Source organism: Sphingobium sp. PAMC28499 (assembly GCF_004795815.1).
GTDB lineage: Bacteria > Pseudomonadota > Alphaproteobacteria > Sphingomonadales > Sphingomonadaceae > Sphingobium > Sphingobium yanoikuyae.
In genome coordinates this window covers 3,250,848-3,270,837 of record NZ_CP039248.1, presented here as the reverse complement: position 1 = coordinate 3,270,837, position 19,990 = coordinate 3,250,848, and the positions used below count along the sequence as shown (strand labels likewise).

At 64.0% G+C, this 19,990-nt stretch carries 21 protein-coding genes; 6 read left to right on the top strand and 15 right to left on the bottom strand.

Annotation, left to right across the window (positions count from 1 at the left end; genetic code table 11):
* Window positions 1-20: 20 nt before the first annotated feature.
* From E5554_RS15595 to E5554_RS15585, 3 genes are read right to left on the bottom strand one after another with little or no spacing between them, the layout of a single operon-like run.
* Window positions 21-878, bottom strand: a complete 858-nt coding sequence (locus E5554_RS15595; RefSeq protein WP_136187367.1) for a hypothetical protein — start codon at window positions 876-878, stop codon at window positions 21-23.
* Complete coding sequence (locus E5554_RS15590) at window positions 875-2,188, bottom strand: replication-associated recombination protein A (protein ID WP_136187366.1); 1,314 nt, start codon at window positions 2,186-2,188, stop codon at window positions 875-877. Before E5554_RS15590 ends, E5554_RS15595 begins: the two co-directional genes overlap by 4 nt.
* Before the next feature lie 28 nt (window positions 2,189-2,216).
* Window positions 2,217-3,395 (bottom strand): glycosyltransferase family 1 protein, encoded by a 1,179-nt coding sequence (locus E5554_RS15585; RefSeq protein WP_136187365.1) that lies wholly within the window; start codon window positions 3,393-3,395, stop codon window positions 2,217-2,219.
* A gap of 123 nt (window positions 3,396-3,518) precedes the next feature.
* Between E5554_RS15585 and E5554_RS15580 the strand changes: the two genes are divergently transcribed.
* Entirely contained in the window at window positions 3,519-3,737 is a 219-nt protein-coding gene (locus tag E5554_RS15580; protein WP_029547743.1) for a DUF2945 domain-containing protein, read from the top strand.
* Between the two features lie 73 nt (window positions 3,738-3,810).
* Window positions 3,811-4,464, top strand: coding sequence for an MOSC domain-containing protein (locus E5554_RS15575; RefSeq protein ID WP_136187364.1), 654 nt, complete (start codon window positions 3,811-3,813; stop codon window positions 4,462-4,464).
* 13 nt (window positions 4,465-4,477) lie between these two features.
* Here the strand turns inward: E5554_RS15575 and E5554_RS15570 are convergent, their stop codons facing one another.
* From E5554_RS15570 to E5554_RS15550, 5 genes are all read right to left on the bottom strand, one after another.
* Window positions 4,478-5,104 carry a LysE family translocator gene (locus E5554_RS15570; protein WP_136187363.1) on the bottom strand — a complete coding sequence of 209 codons (627 nt, stop codon included), beginning with the start codon at window positions 5,102-5,104 and terminating at the stop codon, window positions 4,478-4,480.
* Between the two features lie 173 nt (window positions 5,105-5,277).
* Window positions 5,278-5,742 carry a MaoC family dehydratase gene (locus E5554_RS15565; protein WP_136187362.1) on the bottom strand — a complete coding sequence of 155 codons (465 nt, stop codon included), beginning with the start codon at window positions 5,740-5,742 and terminating at the stop codon, window positions 5,278-5,280.
* 116 nt (window positions 5,743-5,858) lie between these two features.
* Window positions 5,859-7,409, bottom strand: a complete 1,551-nt coding sequence (locus E5554_RS15560; protein ID WP_136187361.1) for an alkaline phosphatase D family protein — start codon at window positions 7,407-7,409, stop codon at window positions 5,859-5,861.
* A 45-nt stretch (window positions 7,410-7,454) separates the two neighbouring features.
* Window positions 7,455-8,735, bottom strand: a complete 1,281-nt coding sequence (locus E5554_RS15555) for an ectonucleotide pyrophosphatase/phosphodiesterase (RefSeq protein WP_136188389.1) — start codon at window positions 8,733-8,735, stop codon at window positions 7,455-7,457.
* A 74-nt stretch (window positions 8,736-8,809) separates the two neighbouring features.
* Entirely contained in the window at window positions 8,810-9,337 is a 528-nt protein-coding gene (locus tag E5554_RS15550) for a DNA-deoxyinosine glycosylase (RefSeq protein WP_136187360.1), read from the bottom strand.
* Window positions 9,338-9,388: 51 nt separating this feature from the next.
* Here E5554_RS15550 and E5554_RS15545 point away from each other — a divergent pair, with 51 nt between their 5' ends.
* The gene (locus E5554_RS15545; protein WP_136187359.1) at window positions 9,389-10,396 is read left to right on the top strand and encodes a DUF2167 domain-containing protein; all 1,008 of its coding nucleotides are present in this window, start codon (window positions 9,389-9,391) and stop codon (window positions 10,394-10,396) included.
* A 60-nt stretch (window positions 10,397-10,456) separates the two neighbouring features.
* Here the strand turns inward: E5554_RS15545 and ychF are convergent, their stop codons facing one another.
* On the bottom strand, window positions 10,457-11,557 hold the full coding sequence (ychF, locus tag E5554_RS15540) for a redox-regulated ATPase YchF (RefSeq protein ID WP_007704566.1): 1,101 nt from the start codon (window positions 11,555-11,557) through the stop codon (window positions 10,457-10,459).
* 39 nt (window positions 11,558-11,596) lie between these two features.
* Entirely contained in the window at window positions 11,597-11,956 is a 360-nt protein-coding gene (locus E5554_RS23385; protein ID WP_247594286.1) for a hypothetical protein, read from the bottom strand.
* Here E5554_RS23385 and E5554_RS15535 point away from each other — a divergent pair.
* Window positions 11,951-13,186, top strand: coding sequence for a hypothetical protein (locus E5554_RS15535; RefSeq protein WP_247594285.1), 1,236 nt, complete (start codon window positions 11,951-11,953; stop codon window positions 13,184-13,186). The two genes, E5554_RS23385 and E5554_RS15535, sit on opposite strands and share 6 nt — an antisense overlap.
* A 9-nt stretch (window positions 13,187-13,195) precedes the next feature.
* On the opposite strand, the gene E5554_RS15530 is transcribed toward E5554_RS15535, so the two are convergent.
* Both E5554_RS15530 and E5554_RS15525 read right to left on the bottom strand, forming a co-directional pair.
* Window positions 13,196-13,879, bottom strand: a complete 684-nt coding sequence (locus E5554_RS15530) for a DUF2490 domain-containing protein (protein WP_247594284.1) — start codon at window positions 13,877-13,879, stop codon at window positions 13,196-13,198.
* A gap of 93 nt (window positions 13,880-13,972) precedes the next feature.
* Window positions 13,973-15,601, bottom strand: coding sequence for an alpha-D-glucose phosphate-specific phosphoglucomutase (locus E5554_RS15525; protein ID WP_136187356.1), 1,629 nt, complete (start codon window positions 15,599-15,601; stop codon window positions 13,973-13,975).
* Between the two features lie 225 nt (window positions 15,602-15,826).
* Between E5554_RS15525 and E5554_RS15520 the strand changes: the two genes are divergently transcribed.
* Together E5554_RS15520 and E5554_RS15515 are read left to right on the top strand one after the other, a co-directional pair.
* Window positions 15,827-16,882 carry a linear amide C-N hydrolase gene (locus E5554_RS15520; RefSeq protein WP_136187355.1) on the top strand — a complete coding sequence of 352 codons (1,056 nt, stop codon included), beginning with the start codon at window positions 15,827-15,829 and terminating at the stop codon, window positions 16,880-16,882.
* An 18-nt stretch (window positions 16,883-16,900) separates the two neighbouring features.
* Window positions 16,901-17,707, top strand: a complete 807-nt coding sequence (locus tag E5554_RS15515; RefSeq protein ID WP_136187354.1) for a hypothetical protein — start codon at window positions 16,901-16,903, stop codon at window positions 17,705-17,707.
* Between the two features lie 6 nt (window positions 17,708-17,713).
* Here E5554_RS15515 and pth read toward each other — a convergent pair whose 3' ends face one another.
* The 3 genes from pth to E5554_RS15500 form a co-directional block, all read right to left on the bottom strand.
* The gene (gene pth / locus E5554_RS15510) at window positions 17,714-18,283 is read right to left on the bottom strand and encodes an aminoacyl-tRNA hydrolase (protein WP_136187353.1); all 570 of its coding nucleotides are present in this window, start codon (window positions 18,281-18,283) and stop codon (window positions 17,714-17,716) included.
* Between the two features lie 88 nt (window positions 18,284-18,371).
* Window positions 18,372-18,983 (bottom strand): 50S ribosomal protein L25/general stress protein Ctc, encoded by a 612-nt coding sequence (locus E5554_RS15505; RefSeq protein WP_004207310.1) that lies wholly within the window; start codon window positions 18,981-18,983, stop codon window positions 18,372-18,374.
* A gap of 115 nt (window positions 18,984-19,098) precedes the next feature.
* A complete protein-coding gene (locus tag E5554_RS15500) occupies window positions 19,099-19,989 on the bottom strand; it encodes a TraB/GumN family protein (protein WP_136187352.1) in 891 nt (296 codons plus the stop codon).
* Window position 19,990: the final 1 nt, after the last annotated feature.

The following is a 19,990-nucleotide window of genomic DNA, read 5'->3' as shown; positions in this document are numbered from 1 at the left end:
CGGGTCGGACGCCCTTACTATCAGATCACGCCGAACGTCCAGCCCTCTGTGCGCGCAATTTCGCCGGTCAGGGGCAAAGGTGTCCAAAGTGCGGGATTTTCGGCCCTTTCGCGCATCCAGGCCGCAGTCAGCAAGGCATCGGCCTGATGGTCGGCGGCGAGCGGGCCGGGGTAGGGGGCGGTTGCGAACATGGTCAGCGCGTCGTTGAGCGCGGCGAGATCGCGCATCTTGGTCCGGCCCTTGGGCCGCCCGGCGGCGCGTGCGGCGATGCTGGTATAGATTTCGACGACCAGCGATCCGGTGGCGGGCAGCGGATCGAACGGCCAGACCGGCACATGCGGGCGGATATGGTGGAGCAGGCGCATGCCGGCAAAGCTGACCTTGGCCACCTGCGCCGCGCCGATCTCGTCATAGATGGTCGAGGGCTTGCCGCCGCCGCCGGCATTATAATGGGCTTCGCAGGCGCGATTGTGCAAAAAGTCGGCTTTCATCCCATCGGCCTTGCCGAAATAGAAATGGCGACGATGGGTGGTTTCCAGCAGGCTGGCGGCGCCCAGATCCGGATCGTCGCAGACCGCATCGACATAGGCCCAAAAAGCCGGTGCGTCGGTCGGCGTCGGATCGCCGGGCAGATAGGCGCCGCGTTCCGCGAAGGGCGGAGCGAAGCTGAAGTCGAAGCCGAACAGGATCGGTGCCTCGCGCGCCGTTGTGATCAGCCAGTCGGCGACCGCCTGGCGCGACCAGATGCCGCCGGGCGCCTCGACCAGTTCCGGCGCATCCTGACCGATGCCGCAGATGGCGACCGCTATCCCCTTGTGCCGCGCGCCCTTTGCTCCCGACCAGTCGATCGCTGCGAAGCGCGCGAAACGGGGCGTCACGCCGCGCCGCGCTCGGCGCGCAGCTTGTTCCAATAGGCAATGCGTTCGGCGATCCGCGCCTCGAACCCACGCTCGGTCGGCGTGTAGAAGGTCTGCGGGCTCATCTCTTCCGGCCAGTAATTGGCGCCGGAAAAACCGCCCTCGGCATCATGGTCATATTGGTAATTCTTGCCATAGCCGACCTGCTTCATCAGCTTGGTCGGGGCATTGACGATGTTCATCGGCGGCATCAGCGATCCGGTTTCGCGCGCAGTGCGGAAGGCCGTCTTCATTGCCATATAGCCGGCGTTCGACTTGGGCGCGGTGGCGCAATAGATGCAGGCCTGAACGATCGCCAGTTCGCCTTCGGGTGAACCGAGAAATTCATAGGCATCCTTGGCGGCAAGGCACTGCACCACTGCCTGCGGGTCGGCGAGGCCGATATCCTCGGTGGCGAAGCGGACGAGCCGGCGCAGCACATAAAGCGGCTCCTCGCCAGCGGTTAGCATACGGGCGAGATAATAGAGCGCGGCCTGCGGATCGGAGCCGCGCAGCGATTTGTGAAGCGCGGATATGAGGTTGTAATGGCCCTCGCGATCCTTGTCATAGACCGCGACGCGGCGGTGGAGCAGGGCGGAGAGCCCGGCCGGGTCGAGCGGCGCGGGAATGTCGATCGAATAGAGCGTTTCGACCTGGTTGAGCAGGAAGCGGCCGTCGCCGTCCGCGCTGGCCAGCAGCGCTTCGCGCGCGGCCATATCCAGCGGCAATGGACGGCCGATCAGCGCTTCGGCCCGGTCCAGCAATTGTTCGAGCGCGGCGGCATCGAGCCGGCGCAGGATCAGCACCTGCGCGCGGGACAGGAGCGCAGCGTTGAGTTCGAAGCTGGGATTTTCGGTGGTCGCGCCGACCAGCGTGACCGTGCCATCCTCGACGAAGGGCAGGAAACCGTCCTGCTGGGCGCGGTTGAAGCGGTGGATCTCGTCCACGAAGAGCAGGGTCTTTTCGCCGCGCCGGCCATGGTCCTTGGCGGCGGCGAACACCTTCTTGAGGTCGGCGACGCCGGAAAAGACGGCCGAGATCGGCTCGAACCGCATGCCGACGGCATCGGCGAGCAGCCGCGATATGGTGGTCTTGCCAGTGCCGGGAGGGCCCCAGAAGAGGATCGAGGACAGGCGGCCGGCGGCCACCATGCGGCCAATCGCACCGTCCCGGCCGGTCAGATGCTCCTGGCCGACCACATCGGCTAGGACGGCCGGACGCAACCGATCGGCCAGCGGGGCATGGTCGATGCCGGCGGGAAGAACATCGTCGGAAGAGAAAAGATCAGCCATCGGCCCTGATATAGGCAAGCGGCGCCGATCAGGGAACAGGGCTGGAACGGATCTTGGCGCCTTGGGTGCGCTGGCGGATGATCCGTAAATAGGTATCGACCAGCGCCTGGTTCACCCGATCCCAGCCGAAATGTTCGGCCTGCGCCTCGGCGGCAGCGCCTGCGCTGGCGCGGGCGGCGGCGTCGGTGCAGTAGATTTGCAGCGCATCGGCGAACTTGCCGATCGCGCCGGGACGGATCAGCCGGCCGGTGATGCCTTCCTGCACCAGGTTTTCACTGCCGGTGGCGCGGGCGGCGACGGTGGGCAGGCGACAGGCCATCGCCTCCAGCGTGACATTGCCGAACGTCTCGGTGACCGACGGATTGAAGAGCATATCCATGCTGGCGACCGCGCGACCAAGGTCGGCACCGCCCTGGAAGCCGGTGAAGATGGCATCGGGCAGGCGGTTCTGGAACCATTCGCGGGCCGGCCCTTCGCCGACCACCAGCACCTTGTGCGGCACCTTGCGCGCGGTCAGCTGGTCGATCGTGTCGGAAAAGACGTCCAGCCCCTTCTCCATCACCTGACGACCGATGAAGCCGATCACCGGCACATCGTCGGCAAAGCCGAGCGACCGGCGCCAGTCGAAATCGCGGCGCTGCGGATTGAAAATCTCGCGGTCGATGCCACGGGTCCAGATGCCGACATCATAGCTCATCCGCTGTTCGCGCAGCAACTGGGCCATGGATTCCGACGGGGCGACGATGGCGTCGCAGCGGCGGTAGAAGCGGCGGAGAATGCCCTCGATCGCCGGCTCCAGGAAGGCGAGGCCATAATAGCGCGGATAGGTTTCGAACCGGGTGTGGACCGAAGCAACGGCGGGCAGGTCATGATCGCGCGCCCAGGTCAGTGCCCGATGGCCGAGCGGATCGGGGCTCGACAGATGGATCATGTTGGGCGCGAACGCCTTTAGGTCCCGGCGCAGCGCGCGCGACAGGCGGGTGGGGATGCGATATTCCGGGCGGCCGGGCACGGGGATGGACGGCGCGCTGACCAGGTCGCCGGTCGGCGGGAAGGCGGGGGTATCGGTGGTCGGGGCATAGACGCGCACCTGCGCACCCTGACGCAGCAGATAGCCGACGAAGCGATTGAGCGCCTGGTTCGCGCCATCGCGCACATAATTATAATTGCCGCTGAACAGCGCGACACGAAGTCCGGTAACATCCATCGCGGCCCCTTAGACCAGACCGGCGAAAAACCCAAGGAACCAGAGCAGGTCTCGGGAATTTTGCTGAGGCTGACCGGGAAAGCCGGCCGGCATGATTGCCCCTGAAGGAGAGGATGTCTGCTGATGGCCGAGAGATTCCGCAAGGGAACACGGGTCAGGTGGAATTGGGGGCAGGGTGTCGGCCGGGGACGCATAGCTGAGCGGTTCGAGCGGCATGTGGAGCGGATGATCGCCGGCTCCCTGATCCGTCGCAACGGGTCGACCCGCGATCCCGCCTATCTGGTCCAGACCGACAAGGGTGACCTGGTGCTCAAGCTGGGATCGGAACTGAGCGCCGCCTGATCTTAGGGACGGACGGGGCAAGCTGGCCGCAACTGGCCATCGTCATCGCGCTGCAACCATGGCATGGAGCGGCATGACCCAGCCTTTCATGACCATCGATGCGCTGCTGATCGGCACACCCCGGCCCTTTCGCGATGACGAGCATAGCGCCATCGCCAAGCAGCCCGTCGCTGGCCCGATCCGCATCAACTGGCTGGGGTTTGCGGGCGACGGGGTGGCCGATACCGTTCATCATGGCGGCTGGGACAAGGCGATCCATCTCTATCCGCAGGATCATTATGGCTGGTGGCGCGATCGCAAGCCGGATCATCCGCTGCTCGATGCGCCGGGTGCCTTTGGCGAGAATATTGCAAGCCGGGGCATGACCGAAAGCGAGATCTGCCTGGGTGATCGGTTCAGCCTGGGCAGTGCGGTGGTGGAGGTGAGCCATGGCCGCCAGCCTTGTTGGAAACTCGACCATCGTTTCGGTGCCCGCGACGTGATGGCGACGATCGTCAAGACCGCGCGCTGCGGCATCTATTTCCGGGTGATCCGCGAAGGTGAGGCGGAGGCCGGCACACAGATGATATTGCTGGAGCGGCCCTTGCCCGACTGGAGCATCGAACGGGTGTTCCGCCTGCTGATCGGCGGCGGCCACAAGGCTGATCCCGATGCGGTGCGTACGCTGGCCGAGATGCCAGCCCTGGCGGAGGCCTGGCGTGAACGGGCGCGCAAGCTGGCGGCGTGACGGCTGAGGTCGCCTAGCGTTCCACTGCCATCCGCACGGCGAGGCCGCCCAGCACCGTGCCCATCAGCCAGCGCTGGATCGTGAGCCAGCGCGGCCGGGTGCCGAGGAAGCCGGCGATCGATCCGGCCAGGCAGGCGAGGATCGCATTGACCGACAGGCTGATCGCGATCTGGGTCGCGCCCAGGATCAGCGATTGGCCAAGCACATGGCCGCGCGCCGGATCGACGAACTGGGGCAGCAGCGAGAGATAGATCATCGCTACCTTGGGATTGAGCAGATTGGTCAGCAGCCCCATGGCGAACAACTTGCGCGGGCCATCGAGCGGCAATTGCTTCACCTGGAAAGGCGAGCGGCCGCCGGGCCGCACCGCATTCCAGGCGAGCCACAGCAGATAGAGCGCGCCGCCCAGGCGCAGCACATCATAGGCGAAGGGCACCGCCATCAGCAGCGCGGTGATGCCGAAGGCGGCGGCGACCATGTAGAAGAGGAAGCCGCAGGCGACGCCGAGCAGCGAGACCATGCCGGCGGCGCGGCCCTGGCTGATCGAGCGCGAGATCAGATAGATCATGTTCGGACCCGGCGTCAGCACCATGCCGAGCGAGATGAGGGCGAAGGCGGCAAGATGCGCGGCGCTGGGCATAGCTGGGTTCCCCGGATGAGCGTTCGGCTTCGTCTAGGGAGAGGCGATCCGCGCCGACAGGTCCGGGCGGAAGGAACTGGCATTTTCATCCGTTCGGTTCGGGCATCGTCGAGAGGCGGCACGGACGGCGCTCGCGTTTCTCGACAGGCTCGAACAGAACGGATGTGGCGGCCTTATGCCGGGCGGGTGCGCCACATGGCGATCGGGCACATGGTCAGCACGGGTTCGTCTTTCTGATTGTAGAGCGTCACCTTGTTGCGGACGATGCCCATTTCCGGGCGGCTCTGCGAAATTTTCTTGTCGATCACTTCATTGGTGCCGCGCAGTGTGTCGCCGGGGCGGACCGGGCGCAGCCAGCGCAATTCGTCGACGCCCATCGCGCCCAGGCTGGCGGCCTGGCGTCCGGGTTGTTTCTGCATTTCGGCGACGAACATCTTCATGAACAGCGCTGTGGTGTGCCAGCCGCTAGCCGAGATGGTGCGGAAATGGGTGGTGGCCGCTGCCTCGTCGGACAGATGGAAGGGCTGGGGATCGAACTCGGCGGCAAAGGCGACCGTTTCCTCGCGCGACAGGGTCAGCGGCCCGAACTCCACGCTGTCGCCCACCACGATATCCTCGAAATAGAGAATGTCGTCCATATCATCCGTCTCCTCGAAGCGATTTCGAGGCAGATGGCACATCTGCCGGCTCGGAAATCGCGCCATCATTCTTCAACGGATAAAAAGGTAGGTGAGCTTTCCGTTTACGTCAACTGTCAGCTAATGGTCAGCCCCGGCGTGCCGCGCGGAACGGTCATCGTCGCGCGGGTGCGGATCTGGCCGCCCGGCGCCGATACCTGATCCATCACCATCGCCCGCGTCGTCCAGGCGTCCGGCGTCACCTCGCAGGTCAGATAGCCGCGCTGGTCGTTGATGAACTTGAGCTGCGCGTTGTTCTTCAGGATGATGTCGCTGCCCGGCCGCAGGTCCGATCCGTCGCCGCCCGAGGAGATGGAGGTCGACACGAACTCGACCGCGACCGGCTTTGTGCCGTCATCCAACAGGCCGGCGAAATTCTGATGCTCGTCGCCGGTTAGGACCACGACATTGTCCAACCCCTTCATGCGGCCGAGCAGCCGCTGGCGCTGCACCTTGTAGCCGGCCCAGGTGTCCATATTGTAGATCGGCCCTGCCGCGTCCGCACTGTTGCGGCGGTCGAGCGCCATCATCATCACCTGCTGCGCCAGGCAGTTCCACTTGGCGTCGCGGCGGGCAAGGTTGCGAGCCAGCCAGCCTTCCTCCTCAGCGGAAATGACCTGTGCCTGGGTGGCGGCCATTTCGGCGCAGGCCGGCTTGAAATTGTCGCCACAGGGCTGATCGGTGCGGAACGTCCGGGTGTCGAGGAAGTCGATCGACAGCAGGTCGCCGAAGCGGGCCTGGCGATACATGGTGCCGATCATCTCGCTGCGGGGCGCCATCGCCGCGCGGACCGGCATATATTCATACCAGGCCTGCATGCCGGCGGCGCGACGCATGCGGAAGGCATCGGCCGGCGCGCCCCTGGCGTCGATGTCGCCGACCCAGTTGTTGGCGACCTCATGGTCGTCGAAGGTCGGGAACCATGTATGACGGCAACGCGCCGCCTGCAGGTCATAATCACTCAGATATTGGGCGTAGCGCAGCCGATAGTCGGCCAGGTCGTAGCAATCCTGGCCGATATGGTCGCGCACCTGCGGTCCGGGCAGGCCGTCCTTGTCATAGTCCGGCCCGCGCTGGCTATATTCATAAATGAAGTCGCCATAATGATAGACGAAGGCGAGGTCGTCCTCGCGCGCCAAATGGCGGAAGGCGGTGAACAGGCCGTCCTGATAATTCTGGCAACCCGCGACGCCGAATTTCAGCAGCTTGGGACTCGCCGACGCCAGCGGCAGGGTGCGGGCGCGGCCACGCGTCGACTGGTCATTGCCCAGCACAAAACGATACCAATAGGGCCGATCGGGCTGAAGGCCGGTCACCTCGACATGGACGCTGTGGCCCAGTTCTGGCCGGGCGATCGCTTCGCCACCGGCCACGATGGTCCTGAAGCGATCATCGGCCGCGACCTCCCATTTCACCGGGATAGGCGTCATCGGCATGCCGCCATGCGGCTCGAACGGGCGCGGTGCCAGCTTGGTCCAGATGACGAAGCCGTCTGGCGCCGGATCGCCCGATGTCACGCCCAACGCGAAGGGGTAGCCGGCAAACCAGCTCTGGGCGTGGAGAATGGCGGGCGCGCCGGCGATCGGGGCGATGGCGGCGGCGGAGAGGAGCGAGCGGCGCGTGAACATGACGCGCCGCCTAGAACCGCTTTATGACAAATGCATGTCGCCCGATCAGGGCTTCACCAGCCCCTGCAGCACCGCCGGATTGCCATCGCTCGCCACCGGCGTCACGCCCAGCAGGCGGGCGAGCAGCGGATAGACATCGACATTGGTGAAATCGGCCGAGGGACGGAAGCCGCCGACGAAGGCCGGGCCGTTCGCGATGAACAAAGCCTGCATTTCGGGCGCGCGATCATCCCAGCCATGGTCGCCGCCGGTGACCGGCTTGGTCGGCGTCGTGTTCTGGAACACCCAGCCGGTTTCGGCCAGGCAGAAATAGGGCGGGATACGACGATGGATGCCATAGTGGAAGCGCGCCGGGATTTCGCCTTTGCGCCAGCACTGCATGTGGTCGCGCGGCTTGAACAGCGCGGCCTCCAGCGCCTTTTCGCGGCCGGGATTGGCGACCAGGCTGGCATAGGGGCCGGCCTCGACCACGCGATAGTCGGCCGGGTCGGCGATTTTGTCGATCGGCAGCACCCGATCATTGGCCTTGGCGGCCATGCCATGATCCGACACGATGACGATATTGGCCGGCTGGCCCAGCGTCTTGAGGCCGGCGAGGAGGTCACCGATATGGGCATCGACATCGGCGACCGCCTGGGTCGTTTCCGGTGCGGCCGGTCCGTTCACATGCCCAGCGGTATCGACCTCATCGAAATAGAGGGTGACGAAGCGCGGGCGGATGTCGGCCGGGCGGCGCAGCACGTCCAGCACGCCGTTGACGCGCTGGGTCGGGCTGATCGCTTCGTTGAACTGCGCCCAGTCGCTCGGGCGCGACCCGCCGCTGATCCTGTAGGGCCAGTCGGCCGCCTTGTTGCCGCCCCAGGCGACGTTGGAGCCGGGCCAGAACATGGTCGCGGTGCGCACGCCCTGCTTTTCGGCGGTGATCCAGATCGGCTCGGCCTCGTTCCACCAATAGGGATCGTCGCTGGCCATGGTGAACTTGTCCTTGGGCCGGCTGTCATCTTCCATATTATTGGCGATGATGCCGCTGCGGTCGGGCCGGTCGCCGGTCACGATCGCCCAATGATTGGGAAAGGTCTTGGTGGGGAAGGAGGGGCGCATCGATGCTTCGGTGCCGCCGGCCGCCAGCGCGTTGAGATTGGGCGAGACGCCACGGGTCAGATAATCGGGACGGAAGCCGTCGATCGACACCAGGATCGTCACCGGCGCGCGCTGTTCGGCCGGTGCGGCGGCGACGCTCGCTGGATGCTGCTGCACCGGGGCGCAGGCACCGAGCAGGGTGGAAACGGACAGGGCAAATGCGAGCGACAGGCGACGGGCGGACATCATGGCCTCATGGCAAAAAGGAAGATTTGACCGCTGCTTAGCAGTCCAACCATGTCGGTAAAGTGACGAATGGTTCATGTCGGATCGACATAGCGCGCCAATATGCTCCAGGCTTGGCGCTTGGAATCACGCGACAGGCTGGCATAGGCGCCGCTGGAGGAGGGCAGATCGATCATCACCAGATCGGACCTTTCGCCCAATTGGCGACGGCCATGCTGGGCGGCGGTCTTGCCGTTGAAGGCGATCGCGCGGAGATTGGGCAGGCGGGACAGGAAGGCGCTGAGGTCGCGCAGTTCCGCACCCCGGATGCTGCTGTCCAAGCTGCCGTTGCGATCGGCGCTCTCGATCACGTCCCACAGGCCGACGCCCCGTGCGCGCAGTCGCTTGAGCTTCATCGCATAGGGCGCGCTGCGCAGATCCTCGCCCAGCACATCGCTGACCAGCGCCCAGAAGGCATTGCCGCGATGGGCGTAATATTCGCCCTGTTTGATGGAGGCGTCGCCGGGCAGGCTGCCCAGGATCAGCAGCCGCGTTCCCGCATCCACGCTGGGCGGGAAGGCGGCCTTGCGGCGGACGGGCATGATGCGGGGCGGTTGGGTCATTGCCTTCCAAGCTTTTGTTTCTAAAAGATTGCGCGTCACAAGGGGGATCTGATGAAGAAGATGTGGAGCGCCATTGGCGCCATGTTGCTGCTCGGCGCCATGCCGGTAGCGGTTTTTGCCCAGTCGGACCAGCCTGCCGGTCCGGCGGCGAGCGCGGAACAGCGCGCCTATGAGGCCAAGGTGAAGGCGGTGCTGGCGAAGCAGCGCCCGCAAAATGGCGACATCACCCTGACCGAAGCCAAGGCCGTGCTGCATCTGGGCCAGGATTATTATTATCTCGACGCGGCGCAGGCGCGCGAGGTGATCGTCGACATGTGGGGCAATCCGTCGGCCCAGGCCGATGGTGTGCTGGGCCTGGTCTTTCCGGCCGGCAAGACCTTCGTCGATGACGATGCCTGGGGCGCGGTCATCACCTATGAGCAGAGCGGCTATGTGAAGGACGATGACGCCGCCTCGACCGATTATGACGCGCTGATGGCCGACATGAAGTCGGGTGAGGAGGAGCGCAACAAGGAGCGCGCCGATGCCGGATATCCCGCGATCCAGCTGGTCGGCTGGGCCGAGCGGCCCGCCTATGACAAGGCGCATCACAGCGTCATCTGGGCCCGCGACATGCGCTTTGGCAATGCGCAGGAGGATACGCTGAACTATGACGTCCGCCTGCTCGGGCGCTATGGCGTGCTCAGCCTCAACATGGTGTCGACCATGTCGCAACTGCCATCGGTGAAGGCGGCGGCAGCCAAGTTCGGTGCTTCGGTCAGCTATGATGCAGGCGCGCGCTATGCCGACTATGTGCCCAATGTCGACAAGGTTGCCGAATATGGCATTGGCGGGATGATCGCGGCGGGTGCCGGCCTGCTGGCGGCCAAGAAGCTGGGCCTGATCGCGCTGATCCTGGCCTTTGGCAAGAAACTGCTGATCCCGATCATCCTGGTCTTTGGTGGCGGCTGGCGCTGGATCAAGCGCCGCCTGGGCAAGGGCGAGGAGGAGGAGGTTGCTCCGCTAGAGCCGGAGCCAGTAGCCGCTGACGCCCCGGAAGAGGAAAGCGCGCCGCGCTGAACGAACAAGGGCCGGGGGATCGCTCCTCCGGCCCTTTCCATGTCAGCGTATCTTTTGCTGTCAGACGTTGAAGCGGAACAGCATGATGTCGCCGTCCTGCGTCACATAATCCTTGCCTTCCGAACGCCACTTGCCCGCTTCCTTGGCACCGGCTTCGCCATTGAACTGGACATAATCGGCATAGGCCATGGTTTCGGCGCGGATGAAGCCCTTTTCGAAATCCGAGTGGATGGCGCCGGCGGCCTGCGGGGCCTTGCTGCCCTTGGCCACGGTCCAGGCGCGGGCTTCCTTGGGGCCGACGGTGAAGAAGGTTATGAGGCCGAGCAGCTCATAGCCGGCACGGATGATGCGGGCGAGGCCGGCTTCGGTCAGGCCCAGCGCTTCGAGATATTCGCCGCGTTCCTCGACCGGCATGGTGATGAGTTCGGCCTCGATCGCCGCCGACACGATCACCGCGCTGGCATTTTCGGCCGCCGCCTTCTCGAACACGCGGGCGGAAAATGCGTTGCCCTCGGCCGCAGCGCCTTCCTCGACATTGCAGACATAGAGGACCGGCTTGGCGGTCAGCAACTGCGCCTGGGCGAACAGGCGGGCCTCTTCCTCGTCGCGCGGCTGGGTCAGGCGGGCGGGCTTGCCGTCGCGCAACAGTTCCAGCGTCTGGCCCAGCACCGATGCGGCGGCCTTGGCTTCCTTGTCGCCCTGCGCGCCCTTCTTGAGCAGGTTGGGAACCCGCTTCTCGAGGCTTTCGAGGTCGGCGAGCATCAGTTCGGTTTCCACCGTCTCGGCGTCGGCGATCGGATCGACCTTGCCCTCGACATGGGTGATGTCGTCATCCTCGAAACAGCGCAGCACGTGGACGATGGCGTCGGTCTCGCGGATGTTGGCCAGGAACTGGTTGCCCAGCCCTTCGCCCTTCGACGCGCCGCGGACCAGGCCGGCAATGTCGACGAAGGCGAGCTGCGTCTCGATGATCTTGGCGCTACCGCCGATCTTGGCGATGGTCTGCAGCCGATCGTCGGGCACGGCTACGCGGCCCTCATTGGGCTCGATCGTGCAGAAGGGATAATTCGCCGCCTGCGCCGCCTGCGTCTCGGTCAGCGCATTGAACAGGGTGGACTTGCCCACATTGGGAAGCCCGACGATACCGCAACGAAAACCCATTATCGAAACCTTTGAAGACGCAGATTGATGCTCTGCCCGCTAGCGCCTTCCCGCCTGCAAGGCCAGCATTTCCACGATGCGGGGGCGGAAAACAATGGGTGCGGGCGCCGTTTCGGGCGTTCCTCCGGGGTGGCCCTTATTGTGGGGAAGAAGCCTTTTTCTAATATGGCTGAAAAATAAGCGGGTCGCGCTGGCAATCGGGAGACGATTATGACCATCGCGACAAGGCTTGATGCGGCTCTTGGCAAGAACATCAACAAGATATGCGGAAACAAATTTCACGATCCGGCAGCGAATCACTGTGCCCATTTTGTTTCGCACATATGTGATCTGACATTTTCCTTTAACTGCAAGCAGTTCGCTGGTGGAAGCAAGCCTGGCGCCAATGTCCGGGTGCATGAGATATTCGCCCAATGCCCGCGTGTGGGGCGCTGGGACGATGCCGATATCACCAAGACCCAGCTGATTTTCGTGACGCTGGCCAGCAATGTCGACATTGCCCGCAAGGAGATGGTCAACATCCCGCAAAAGCATATCGGCGTCTATCATGGCGGGAAGGTCTATCATTACAGCAACACCGCCGATCAGGTGACGTCGGAATCGCCCGAGAGCTTCCTTGCCAAGTTCCAGGAACTTTATGCCGGCAATCAGGGGCTATTCTATGGCTGGATACCGGGCGAAAATCTGCTGCTCGACGTGCAGGCCGAGCCGCGATCGGTCAGCGCCGACAAGAAGTTCGAACTGCCCGATCCCGTCGATGGCCGCTGGAAGGCGCGACTGGTGGGCGAACCGGATTTCTTCCTGGTGGGGAAGGAGGTCAATGACGCTGCCCGCAAATATCACGGCATCTTCATGCCGGGCGCCAGCTATTGGGGCGAGATTTATCGGGCGGAGGAGTATCGCCCCAGCTTGCGGACCTGGGCGACGCTGCTGGAAGTGACGGGGGCCTGCGAGAGCGAAAATCACTTCAATCTGGTCAACACCTATGACCGGGCGAAATTCACCTTCGGCTTCTATCAACTGGCCGCGCATACGCCGCAGGACAATCTGATCCTGATGTTCCACCGGCTGGCCGAATTGCCCGATTTCAAAGGCTATTTCCCCGAACTGGAATTGCGGGGCGGGCGCCTGTTCCGGGTCGATTCCGATGGCGGAGCGACGGATCTGGAGCAGGAATTCACCGCCAGCAACGGCGAACGGCAGATCATGTTGTTCATGAACTACCTGAACCCCCAGCGGGTGCCGATCGACCGCCAGGAAGTCTTGCAGGCGGCGCGGCTGATCCACTGGACGCAGCATGATCCGGCTGCCCGGCTGGCTCAGGTGCGGACCGCCGCCGATATCCTGCAGCGCAAGATGTCCGCGCGCTATGCCCGGAAACTGCCGCTGGACGGCAAGCCCGACATCATCTGCGCGATCGTGGCGGATATCTTTCATCAGGGGCGATCTACCTTTGCCGCCGTCAAGCCGCTGCTCAGCAGCGCCAATCCGGTCGAGGCGCTGCTGAAGGTCAATGATGCCGCCTGGAGCGGGCGTAACAATCGGCTGCGCGCGGCAATCAAGGTCGCCAAGGATCAGGGGCGGCTGGGGCAGCAACATTATTCCGCCGCCACCAACGAATTTGTCTGACCAGGAGGATCAGTGGCGGAAGAACAGCGTCACCGATGCGACATGGTTGACGCGCTGGCGGCTGCCGCTCTGGTCGATCAGCTGGTTGAGATAGCCGACTTCCATGGTCGACGCGCCCGGCAGGCCGATTTCCACCCCGGCGAAGCTGCGGAGTTGGTCGAAGCCCTTGCGGGCGCCCCAGTCGGTATCGTTGAGGGCGAAGAAGACCTCGCCATAGGCGAGCGCATTGACCGCGTCGCTGCCCGGTTTGAGCGCATGTTCCACCCGCAGCATCTCGCGCAGGCGCCAGCCCATGTCGCTGCCGTTCGAGCGCCAGCGCTGCTCCAGCCGGGTGCGCGAGAAAATCTCGGCATCCTTTGGCCGCGCCAGCGTCCAGCTCAGCTGCTGGAAACTGCGTTCCTCATTGACGTCCTTGCCACCCTCGATCGGGACGACGACATGGGCGTAACCCTGATAGAGGGTGATATCGCGCGACAATTTGACGCCCAGTGCGCCACGGAACAGGGCCTGGTCGATGCGCGACACGCCGTCGCCGACGCGCGGCTGGATTTCCGCGAAATAGACCAACTCGTCCTTGATCGACCCCATCGCCGTCAGATTGACCCAGAGCTGCTCGTCTTCGCTTGTTGCAGCTTGAGCGGGCAGGGCGAGGGCTGCAAGGGACAGGGCGACAGCAAGCAACGGGAAACGCATGAAACCTCTGGCGGTGGAAAGCGACATTCCCACCGCCTTTAGGTTGCTGTCATTGCTGTCCCGTTGCTGCGGGGTAAGCGATGGTGAACCGGTTCAGGTGATGACGCTGGGCTGGTCCATGCCGGTATAGCCGGCAATGTCGGCCAGTTCTTGTGCGGCCGCGACCAGCGGCGCCAGCGCATCGCCGGTGGCCAGCGCCAGATCGCCGTCCGGCCCGACATAGCGTTCGATATAGACGCGCAGGGTGGCCCCCTCGGTGCCGGTGCCCGACAGGCGGAACACTACGCGCGATCCATCCTCGAACAATATGCGTACGCCCTGGTTCCGGCTCACCGACTGGTCGGTCGGGTCGGTATAGGCGAAATCGTCCGCTGCCTTCACCGTGCCGCCGCTGTTGTCGGTGCCGGGCAGGCTGGCGAGCGTGTCGCGCAGGGCGGTCATCAGCGCGTCGGCCTTGTCCTTGGCGATCGCTTCATAGTCGTGGCGAGCATAATAGTTGCGGCCATAGGTTGCCCAATGATCGGCCATGATGTCGGCTACGCTCTGCTGGCGCGCGGCCAGGATGTTGAGCCACAGCAGCACTGCCCAGATGCCGTCCTTCTCGCGCACATGGTCGGACCCGGTACCGGCGCTCTCCTCGCCACAGATCGTTGCCATGCCGGCGTCGAGCAGATTGCCGAAAAATTTCCAGCCGGTTGGCGTTTCGTAGAGCGGGATGCCCAGCTTCTCCGCCACCCGATCGGCTGCGCCGCTGGTCGGCATGGAGCGGGCGATACCCTTGAGGCCACCAGCATAGCCGGGCGCCAGATGGGCATTGGCGGCCAGCACCGCGAGCGAGTCCGAGGGCGTCACATAGCAATGGCGGCCGATGATCAGGTTGCGGTCGCCGTCGCCGTCCGACGCAGCGCCGAAGTCGGGCGCATTGGTGGCCATCATCCGGTCATAGAGGGCCTTGGCATGAACCAGATTGGGGTCGGGATGGTGATGGCCGAAATCGGGCAGGGGGGTGCCGTTCATCACCGTTCCGGCCGGTGCGCCCAGGCGCTTTTCGAAAATCTCGGTCGCATAGGGGCCGGTCACCGCGCTCATCGAGTCGAAGGCGAGGGTGAAGCCGCCGGCGATCATCGCCCTGATCGCGGGGAAATCGAACAGGTTTTCCATCAGCGCGGCATAGCCGGCAACCGGATCGACCACTTCGACGGTCATGGCGCCCAACTGGCTGGTCCCCAGCGTGTCGATATCGACGTCGGCGGCATCGAGGATGCGATAGCTGTCGATCGTCATTGTCCGCGCGTGGATCGCGTCGGTCACCTTTTCGGGGGCTGGCCCGCCGTTCGACACATTATATTTGATGCCGAAATCCTCGTCCGGGCCGCCCGGATTATGGCTGGCCGACAGCACCAGCCCTCCAAAGGCGCCGGACGAGCGGATCAGGTGCGACGCAGCCGGGGTGGACAAGATACCGCCCTGACCGACCAGCACCCGGCCAAAGCCATTGGCAGCCGCCATCCTGAGCGCGATCTGGATGACTTCGCGATTGAGATAGCGGCCATCGCCGCCGATCACCAAGGTCTGGCTGGCATAGCCGTCCAGGCTGTCGAACACCGACTGGATGAAATTTTCCGCATAATGGGGCTGCTGGAAGACCCGAACCTTCTTGCGCAGGCCCGATGTGCCGGGCTTCTGGTCGTCGAAAGGCGTGGTCGCGACGGTCTGGATCACCTCTGTCCCCTGCTTTGCCTAATAAGTCGTTACGCCTCTATGGCTTGTTCATGCTGCACTGCGCAATGCGCTTTGTCGCGCCGAAGGTGCGGGCGACCGTGATCGGATGCGATTACTGCGCAAGAGACGGGTTGGCCAAGGCCGTCATGCGGGTTATCACCCATGGCAACTATTCAGAAAATCGGCATTTTCAGTGACAGTATCGTGACCTTTGTAGGAGGTTCCATGTCTCGTCTGCCCGCTTTCCTGTCCGGTCTTGCGCTGCTGACGGCGCAACTGGCTTCGGTGTCGGCCGATGCCTGCACGCGCCTGGTCTATCATGGCGCCAATGACGATGTGATCACCGCCCGGTCGATGGACTGGAAGGTCGACGTCGGCACCAACCTCTGGATCTTTCCGCGCGGCATCGCGCGCAGTGGGGAGGCCGGCCCCAATTCGGTCAAATGGACGTCCCGCTATGGTAGCGTGATCGCCACCGGTTACGACATTTCCACCACCGACGGCATGAACGAGGCGGGGCTGACCGCCAATCTCCTGTGGCTGGTCGAATCCGAATATCCGCATTTCGATGGCAAGCAGCCGGGCATGAGCATCGCCATCTGGACCCAATATGTGCTCGACAATTTCGCCACCGTGAAGGAGGCGGTCGACGCACTGGGCAAGGAAAGCTTTGTCGTCGTCACCGACAATATTCCCGGCGAGGAACGGCTCGGCACGCTCCACCTCGCAATTTCGGATGCGTCGGGCGACAGCGCCATCTTCGAATATATCAAGGGCAAGCTGGTGATCCATCACGGCCCGCAATATCCGGTGATGACCAATTCGCCGATCTTCGACGAGCAACTTGCACTCAACGCCTATTGGAAGGATATTGGCGGCACCACCATGTTGCCGGGCACCAACCGCTCGGCCGATCGCTTCGCCCGCGCCTCCTTCTATGTGAAGGCCATTCCCAAGAGCGAAGACCCGGTGACGGCGCTGGCCAGCGTGTTCAGCGTGATCCGCAATGTCTCGGTGCCATTCGGCATCTCGACCCCGGACCAGCCCAATATCTCCTCGACCCGCTGGCGCACGGTCGCGGATCACAAGCGCAAGCTCTATTTCTTCGAATCCGCGATGACGCCGAACAGCTTCTGGGTCGATCTGAAGACGATCGACTTTGCGCCTTCTGCCAAGGTGAAGAAGCTCGATCTTGGCCCGAACCAGACGAAAACCTTTTCGGGCGAGGTCAGCGGCCAGTTCAAGGATGCGCCGGCCTTCAAATTCCTGGGACTGTCCTGATCGGCTGGGGGCGCCGCCATGCGATATCTTCCTCTATGCTGCCTGCTCGCCAATGCCCTTGTCTATGCCGGACCGGCCTTGGCGCAGGAGGCGCCGGCGCACCTGTCCGATGACACGCCCGATCAGGGCTGGCATCTCACCGTCTCGCCCTATGTCTGGGCGGCGTCGCTGCACGGTAATGCGGAACTGGCGGGGTTCCGCACCAGGGTCGACATGCCCTTCTCGGAGATATTCGACCATCTCGACTTCGTCACCATGGGCGAAGTCGTCCTGAGCAATGGCAAGGTTGGCTCCTATGTCGACGGCCAATATGTGAAGACCAGCCAGGACGCATCCGTCTATCATCAGCAGGTGGGACTGGGCATCAGGAAGACCCATGTGTCGGGCGGCCTCTTCTACAATATCATCGACCATCGCATGGCGGAGCGGACCGTCCATGGGGATCGGCGGCGCTTCACCTTCGCGCCGGTCGTCGGTTTGCGCTGGTCGAAATTGTCGGCCGATGTCGCGGCGCTGGGCCTGACGGCCAATCGCAAGGCTGACTGGACGGAGGTGCTGGCCGGCGTCCGCACGGTGGGCGATATCGACCGACACTGGGTGATCGACGCGCGCCTGAATGCCGGCGGCTTTAGCGATCGAAAATCCAGCATGGATGGTGAAGGAACGATCGGCTATCGGCTGCGCCTCGCCGGCCTGCCACTGACCGTTCGCGCGGGCTATCGCTTCGTCCATCAACAATATCGGATGCGCGACTTTACCGGCCAGCAATTTCGCTGGAACGTATCGCAGGAAGGACCGCTACTGGGCCTCTCTGCCCGCTTCTGATCCGCCTCAGTCGGCCAGCCGCAGCGCCACTTCGTTCATGAAGCGGGCGTCGTCATTCTTGGCCAGCCATTCCGCCTCGGCGCCGATCGCGCCCAGCATGTCGGCGAGCGCGTCCATCTCGCTCTTGTGGTAATTGCCCAGCACATAGCCATGGACCTTGTCCTTGTGGCCGGGATGGCCGATGCCCAGCCGCACGCGACGGAAATCATTGCCGATATGGGCGTCGGTCGACCGCAGGCCATTATGGCCGGCATTGCCGCCGCCGCGCTTCACCTTGACCTTCATTGGTGCAAGATCGAGCTCGTCATGGAAGACGGTCACGTCCTGCGGCGTCAGCTTGTAGAAGCGCATCGCCTCGCCGATCGCGCGGCCGCTTTCGTTCATGAAGGTGGAGGGCTTGAGCAGGATGATCTTCTCCGGGCCGATCCGCCCTTCCTGCACCCAGCCCTGGAACTGCTTCTTGGGCGGCGAGAAGCGATACATGTCGGCGATCAGGTCCACGGCCATGAAGCCGACATTGTGCCGGTGCATCGCATATTGCTGCCCCGGATTGCCGAGGCCGGCCCAGATCTGCATCTTCTATCCCGCATGAAAAGAAAAATCCCGCCCGCCGAGTAGGCGGACGGGATCGGAATTTCCAGCCTGCAAGCAAGCTGCAAGACGATTACTCGCCTTCGCCCTCGGCGGCTTCGCCTTCGGCGCTCTTCAGAGCCGAGGGAGCGACGATGGTGGCGATGGTGAAGTCGCGGTCTTCGATCGCAGCCTTCGCGCCCTTGGGCAGGGTCACGGCGCTGATGTGGATCGAATCGCCGACTTCGAAGCCCTTGAGGTCGACGACGACGTCATCGGGGATCTCGGCGGCATCGACGACCAGTTCGACGTCGTGACGGACGACGTTCAGCACGCCACCCTTCTTGAGGCCGGGCGAGGCGTCTTCATTCTCGAAGCGCACCGGGACAGCGACGGTCACGGTGGCATGTTCCGAAACGCGCAGGAAGTCGGCGTGCAGCGGACGATCGGTCACGGGGTGGAAGGCCACATCCTTGGCGAGGGTGCGGACGGTCTTGCCGCCGACTTCGACCATGATGACCGAATTGAAGAAATGACCGGTGCCGAGCTGCTTGTTGAGGAGCTTTTCCTCGACGTGGATCGACAGGGGTTCTTCGTTCATACCATAGATGACGGCGGGTACGCGGCCCTCACGGCGGAGGGCGCGGGAGGCTCCCTTGCCTGCCCGATCGCGTGCCTCGGCCGACAGCGTAAGCTGCTCGCTCATTGCGTGTCTCCAAAAGCAAATTTGATACAATTTTCCCGCCACGCCTCCAGGGATGACCATCGCGGGAAGGCGGCCCTGTAGCAGAAAGCGGCGATAAAGCAAGTTTAGCGTTGGCTTATTGCACGCGCGTGACCTTGTAGCCCTTGGCCTTGAGCAGGTCGACGAGATTGTCCTTGCCGGTCAGGTGGCCGGCGCCCACCGCGATGAAGGGGCGGCCCTTCAACTTGTCGACCGCGCCGACCCAGTCGCGGTTGCGCGCGGTCAGGATCGCGTCCTCGACCACCGGGTCGGGTTGCTCGCCATTCTGGTCCTCTTTCGCGATCGCCTCCATGTCGCCCTTGGCCCAGGCGGTCAGGATGCGATTATAGAGCGCCTTCATGTCCTTGGCTTCATGGATGGTCTGGATCAGCAGCTTGCGCTGCGCCGCTTCGGGCAGGCCGTCAAAGGCGCCGAACTGGCGCTCGACTGTTTCTAGTCCGCCGATCGGCCGGCCCTTGAAGGCAGCGATCAGCACCGGCTCGACGCCATTTTCCTGGCTGACGTTCAGGCTTTCCTGCGACGCGGCGGACAGCAGCATGGCGGCCGCCCAGCTTTCATAGCCCGACAGCGCCTGCGCGCTGGTGCCGCCTTCCTTGACGATCCGGTCGAGTTCGGGGCGCTCGCCCGCCGGCACGCGCGCGTCGAGCGCGGGCAGGTTGGGGCTGCGGCCCATGCTTTCGAACAAGCCCAGCGTCTTCTGCTGGTCCTGCAGGTCGGCGGCCTCCAGCACCAGCTGGTCGGCGTCCTTCCAGGCCTGCTTGATCGTCCGCGTCTGCCAATCGACCCCTTCGGGCAGGACATGGATGGTGCCGAAGATCCAGCCGTCCAGCCCCGCGCGTTCGACCCGCCACAGCGCCGGACCCTGGCCGGCCTCGACCTTGGGGGCGGGGGCCTTCTGCTCGCTGCCGCAGGCGGCGATCAGGGCGAGGCCGCAGAGGGCCAGAAAACGGATCATCCAGCTTTTCATG

Bases quoted from the DNA above. Each gene is read 5' to 3' on its own strand.
- E5554_RS15560 (WP_136187361.1), bottom strand. From the start codon at position 7,409: ATGTTCACGCGCCGCTCGCTCCTCTCCGCCGCCGCCATCGCCCCGATC.
- E5554_RS15580 (WP_029547743.1), top strand. From the start codon at position 3,519: ATGGCCGAGAGATTCCGCAAGGGAACACGGGTCAGGTGGAATTGGGGG.
- E5554_RS15500 (WP_136187352.1), bottom strand. From the start codon at position 19,989: ATGAAAAGCTGGATGATCCGTTTTCTGGCCCTCTGCGGCCTCGCCCTG.
- E5554_RS15575 (WP_136187364.1), top strand. From the start codon at position 3,811: ATGACCCAGCCTTTCATGACCATCGATGCGCTGCTGATCGGCACACCC.
- E5554_RS15515 (WP_136187354.1), top strand. From the start codon at position 16,901: ATGCGATATCTTCCTCTATGCTGCCTGCTCGCCAATGCCCTTGTCTAT.
- E5554_RS15520 (WP_136187355.1), top strand. From the start codon at position 15,827: ATGTCTCGTCTGCCCGCTTTCCTGTCCGGTCTTGCGCTGCTGACGGCG.
- E5554_RS15555 (WP_136188389.1), bottom strand. From the start codon at position 8,735: ATGTCCGCCCGTCGCCTGTCGCTCGCATTTGCCCTGTCCGTTTCCACC.
- E5554_RS15585 (WP_136187365.1), bottom strand. From the start codon at position 3,395: ATGGATGTTACCGGACTTCGTGTCGCGCTGTTCAGCGGCAATTATAAT.
- E5554_RS15590 (WP_136187366.1), bottom strand. From the start codon at position 2,188: ATGGCTGATCTTTTCTCTTCCGACGATGTTCTTCCCGCCGGCATCGAC.
- ychF (WP_007704566.1), bottom strand. From the start codon at position 11,557: ATGGGTTTTCGTTGCGGTATCGTCGGGCTTCCCAATGTGGGCAAGTCC.
- E5554_RS15550 (WP_136187360.1), bottom strand. From the start codon at position 9,337: ATGACCCAACCGCCCCGCATCATGCCCGTCCGCCGCAAGGCCGCCTTC.
- E5554_RS15565 (WP_136187362.1), bottom strand. From the start codon at position 5,742: ATGGACGACATTCTCTATTTCGAGGATATCGTGGTGGGCGACAGCGTG.
- E5554_RS23385 (WP_247594286.1), bottom strand. From the start codon at position 11,956: ATGCACCCGGACATTGGCGCCAGGCTTGCTTCCACCAGCGAACTGCTT.
- E5554_RS15570 (WP_136187363.1), bottom strand. From the start codon at position 5,104: ATGCCCAGCGCCGCGCATCTTGCCGCCTTCGCCCTCATCTCGCTCGGC.
- E5554_RS15545 (WP_136187359.1), top strand. From the start codon at position 9,389: ATGAAGAAGATGTGGAGCGCCATTGGCGCCATGTTGCTGCTCGGCGCC.
- E5554_RS15530 (WP_247594284.1), bottom strand. From the start codon at position 13,879: ATGCGTTTCCCGTTGCTTGCTGTCGCCCTGTCCCTTGCAGCCCTCGCC.
- E5554_RS15505 (WP_004207310.1), bottom strand. From the start codon at position 18,983: ATGAGCGAGCAGCTTACGCTGTCGGCCGAGGCACGCGATCGGGCAGGC.
- pth (WP_136187353.1), bottom strand. From the start codon at position 18,283: ATGCAGATCTGGGCCGGCCTCGGCAATCCGGGGCAGCAATATGCGATG.